Here is a 4562-nt window from a genome sequence, read left to right as displayed (position 1 = left end):
GCCAGGATCAAACTCTCCATTTTGGTTCGTCTGTAGCTCTTTCAACCGTTTTTACAACCACGGTCAGGTTATTTTCTTTTTCTGACGCAGGGTACTTGTTGTATTCTGGCTTTCAAACTATAATATTTTCAAGGTTCGGTGCGACTTAGGCGTGGCGTTTTTCTCGCTTCGCTTCAGGCACTTATTTAATATATCGAACCTGCTTTGGTTTGTCAACTACTTTTTCAAACTATTTTGGAATTTGTTTTTTATTCGCCTGAAAACTGCTCACTATGCTGGGTTTAGTCCACAATAGGTTAGGAATTGTTGACTCAAGGAAGAGTAGATAGTGAATTTTCAGTCGGTAATAGCGGTATTGCATCAGTTTTGGGGACAGCGTGGCTGCTTGATTGCCCAGCCCTATGATATGGAGAAGGGCGCGGGTACTAAGAATCCCCATACTTTTTTGAGGGCTTTGGGTCCTGAACCTTGGGCTGTGGCTTATGTTGAACCTTGTCGTCGTCCTACTGATGGACGTTATGGCGAAAATCCGAATCGGTTTCAGCATTATTATCAATATCAGGTTTTAATTAAGCCTTCACCGGATGATATTCAGGAAATTTATCTGGATTCTTTACGGGCATTAGGGATTCGTCCTGAAGACCACGATATTCGGTTTGTGGAGGATAATTGGGAAGATGCGACGGTGGGGGCTTGGGGTACGGGCTGGGAAGTTTGGTTAGATGGGATGGAAATTACTCAATTTACCTATTTCCAGCAATGTGGCGGTATTGATTGCCGTCCTGTATCTATTGAGATTACTTATGGGTTGGAGCGATTGGTGATGTATCTCCAGCAGGTTGAGGCTATTACTAAGATTCAGTGGACGGATAACATTACTTATGGTGATGTTCATCTTCAGGGTGAGATTGAACAGTGTACTTATAATTTTGAAGCGTCGAATCCTGAGATGTTGCTGACTTTGTTTGGTTTATATGAGCAGGAAGCTACTCAATTAACTGAGCGAGGTTTGGTTTTACCTAGTTTGGATTATGTGATTAAGTGTTCTCATGCTTTTAATTTGCTTGATGCCAGAGGGGTAATTTCGGTGACGGAACGGACTCGTTACATTACCAGGATTCGACATTTGGCTAGAAAGGTGGCTCATTTATATGTTGAGCAAAGGGAAAAGTTAGGTTTTCCGTTGCTGAAAGATACCGTAAGATAAGATTTTTGGCGTTGCCTAATTGAAGTATGAATAAGCTCACGCAAAGGCGCAAAGTCGCAAAGGTAAGAGTTTTAAACATGAAAGCCAAAGAATTCATATTTAAATATGGCTTCGTCACGCAGGCTATCAGCAACGCCAAATTTTTCACCCCTCCAGTGTAGGAGGGTTGCAGATGTTGATTTTACAAATAGTGGTGTGTGTCAAATGATAAATGTAAGTGCAGTTTTAGAACCAATTGCAGGTTGGTTTCGTTCTCTAGGTGTTCCTGAAGCGGTTGTGCATTGGGGACATCCAGCGATGATGGGGATTGTGATTTTTGTGGTAGGGACTTTTGTGGGGGTGACGGGTTGGCGCGGAAAGTTGCTGGAGGGGAGAAGGATAAGGATGCAGCTATTCAAAGCCGTAATGCTCATCGTCAATTAGCTCCTTGGTTGTTTGTATTTTTGGCAGGTGGCTATACTGGTGGGATTTTATCTTTAGTGATGCAGCAAAAACCACTGTTTGAAAGTCCTCATTTTTGGACGGGTTCACTGGTACTAATACTGTTGTTAATTAATGGTGTAATTTCTCTAAGTGGATTTTTTGGAAATAAAGCTGGTTTGCGTGCAGTTCATGCTTATTTGGGGTCTACAACTCTTTTGATTATGTTTGTTCATGCTGTATTAGGGTTGAATTTGGGGATTTCTTTGTAATGTTGTGATTGCCAAAGCTGCTGAAGATGAATTATATCTTTCCCAAGCAGGTTAAATATTTATGCGGTATTCTCTGAACTGGGTGCTTTGGCAATTAAATTTTTATGATGCAGACGACTGGAATAATTATCTGTCTTAGTTATATTTTGGGTTTGCTGTTTACGGCTATTCCTTGGGGTGGTGTGTGGATTCTGCTGTTGGGTGTGGTGGGAGCGGTTTTCTTTCGCCGCATATATGCTAATCTGCGGCAATTTGCTCTCAAAAAAGAAAATGCCGTTACGAAACAGAAAACAGTAGTTAATAACTGGGCAGGTACTCCCCATCCTAGAATATGGTTAATAGCTGGTGTTGTGGGTTTATTGGCTACTGTTTATTTGCAATTGCGTGTTCCTCAACCGGGAATCAAAGATATTAGTCAATTTGCAGATGGGGATAATAGTAATCTTGAACAATTGGTGATTGTCCGGGGGTTGGTGGATAGTAATCCTCGGATAACTCGTAGTCAACGAGGACAATTTTGGTTGGTAGCGACTCAATTAGATGAGGTAAAAAATGACCAGGGTCCTGCGGGGACTCCCAAGGGGGTGACGGGGAGGTTATATGTGACTGTACCGATACTCCAATCTACTGGGTTATATCCTGGACAACAAATTGCGGTGACTGGATTTTTGTATAAACCGACTGCGGCTTCCAATCCTGGTGGGTTTGATTTTCAGAAATATTTGCGACAAGAGGGGACTTTTGCGGGTTTAATTGGTAGGCAGATTAATATTTTGGATGATGAACGTCCTTGGGGATGGTGGCAAGTTCGTGAGAAAATTGGGCGATCGCAAGCTCGTTTATTAGGTGTTCCTGAAGGTCCCCTTGTCAGTGCAATGGTCTTAGGTAGTAAAGCTGTTGATTTACCCCATGATATCCGGGATTTATTCGTAAAAGCAGGTTTAGCTCATGCTTTAGCTGCATCTGGGTTTCAAACTTCTCTAATTTTGGGTGTAGTTTTACAGCTCACAAGACGTACAAATAAAGCGACGCAGATTATCCTGGGTAGCTTGGGATTAATTACTTTTTTGTTTTTATCTGGTTTTCAACCTGCGGTATTAAGAGCCGTAATTATGGGTTTTGCGGCTTTGCTGGGTTTGGCTTTGGAAAGAAATGTGAAGCAATTGGGATCTTTGTTAATAGCGGCAACTTTATTATTGTTGTTTAATCCTCTATGGATTTGGGATTTAGGTTTTCAATTGAGTTTTTTAGCGACTTTGGGATTAATTGTCAGTGCATCTGCAATTACTCAACGTTTAGATTGGCTACCACCTGCGATCGCTTCTTTAATTTCTGTGCCTTTAGCAGCAACGATTTGGACTTTACCCCGATTGTTGGAGTTTTCTAGTGTCATTCCTATTTATAGTGTGCCTCTGAATATTCTAACTACACCATTTATTTCTGTTATTAGTATTGGGGGAATGATTGGCAGTTTGGTAAGTTTGATTTCTCCAGATTTAGGTGGTACTTTAGCCAGTTTTTTATATTATCCCACCCATTGGTTAATTCAAATGGTGGAATTTTTTGCTAATTTGCCAGGCAGCTTGGTGGCAGTTGGGAGTATATCAATTTGGCAAATGTTGACTATCTATCTTTTAATTATTTTAGTTTGGTTAGTTCGGTGGTGGCAAAAACGTTGGTGGTTTGCAAGTTTAATTGCAGTTGGTTTGGTGATTTTTCCTGTTTGGCATTCTGCTAATAATTTGGTGAGAATTACTTTGTTAGATACTAAAAATGAACCTGTTTTAGTAATTCAAGATCGGGGGAATATTACGGTCATTAATGGGGGGAATGAAGGGACTGGTAGATTTACTATTTTACCATTTTTAAGGCAGCAAGGAATAAATCAAATTAATTGGGCGATCGCTAGTAAGTTTCCTGGTTATACCAATGATGCTTGGTTGGAAATTATGCAAAGTTTACCAATTAAGAATTTATATGAATATACTCCTAAGTTAGCAGACAATATTGCAACTCAATTACTACAAAAGGAACTGCAAAAACAGCAAGGAATCTATCAAAATTTAGCAGTTGGTCAATCTATAAATAATCCGACAATTACAGCACAATTAATTAATGATGAAGTACCGATTTTAAAGTTACAAATTTTTAATCAGAATTGGTTATTGGTAGGAAATATTAAGTCTCAACAAATTGCAGAATTGATTAAGAGCGGGGATTTATCTTCTCCCCAGGTGTTGTGGTGTCCATCAGAATCTTTACAGGATTTAGTTTTAGCACTCAAACCACAAATAGCGATTGCTCCTGCTAATAATCTAGATAGTAAAGTATTATCTTCTTTGAGTAAAGGAGAAACAAAACTTTTCTCGACTGGTAAAGATGGTGCAATTCAATGGACACCCAATGGGAATTTTCAAACTTTCATTCAGACGACAGAAAATAAATCTTCTGTTTTGTAATACATCTTGATTTTGTTTCGCGCAAAGACGCTAAGGAGCAAAGACGCAAAGGAAGAAAGAGATATAACCCACCTTCCGCACCCTAAACTGTCACACAACGAAAAATGGTCGTTTGGGGATTTGATATTAGCGATCGCCACCTAAGATTTCGACGATTTTGTATCAAAATTATCCTCACAGGTATTCAAAAATCCGAAATTACCG

General features: G+C 39.9%; 2 protein-coding genes and 1 pseudogene. All 3 read left to right on the top strand.

Features of this window, described 5'->3' with window-relative positions; all coding sequences use genetic code 11:
- Positions 1 to 328: 328 nt before the first annotated feature.
- The 3 genes and pseudogenes from glyQ (at position 329) to PN450_RS23455 (ending at position 4358) form a co-directional block, all read left to right on the top strand.
- Complete coding sequence (gene glyQ / locus PN450_RS23465; RefSeq protein WP_015079475.1) at positions 329 to 1207, top strand: glycine--tRNA ligase subunit alpha; 879 nt, start codon at positions 329 to 331, stop codon at positions 1205 to 1207.
- A gap of 204 nt (positions 1208 to 1411) precedes the next feature.
- A pseudogene (locus tag PN450_RS23460) lies at positions 1412 to 1899 on the top strand (DUF4079 domain-containing protein).
- Positions 1900 to 2003: 104 nt separating this feature from the next.
- On the top strand, positions 2004 to 4358 hold the full coding sequence (locus PN450_RS23455) for a ComEC/Rec2 family competence protein (RefSeq protein ID WP_271837724.1): 2355 nt from the start codon (positions 2004 to 2006) through the stop codon (positions 4356 to 4358).
- Positions 4359 to 4562 lie beyond the last annotated feature (204 nt).

Source organism: Dolichospermum lemmermannii CS-548 (genome assembly GCF_028330815.1).
Classification (GTDB): Bacteria; Cyanobacteriota; Cyanobacteriia; order Cyanobacteriales; family Nostocaceae; genus Dolichospermum; species Dolichospermum lemmermannii.
Note: the sequence above shows the minus strand (reverse complement) of the source record. Positions and strands in the feature narration are given on the sequence as shown.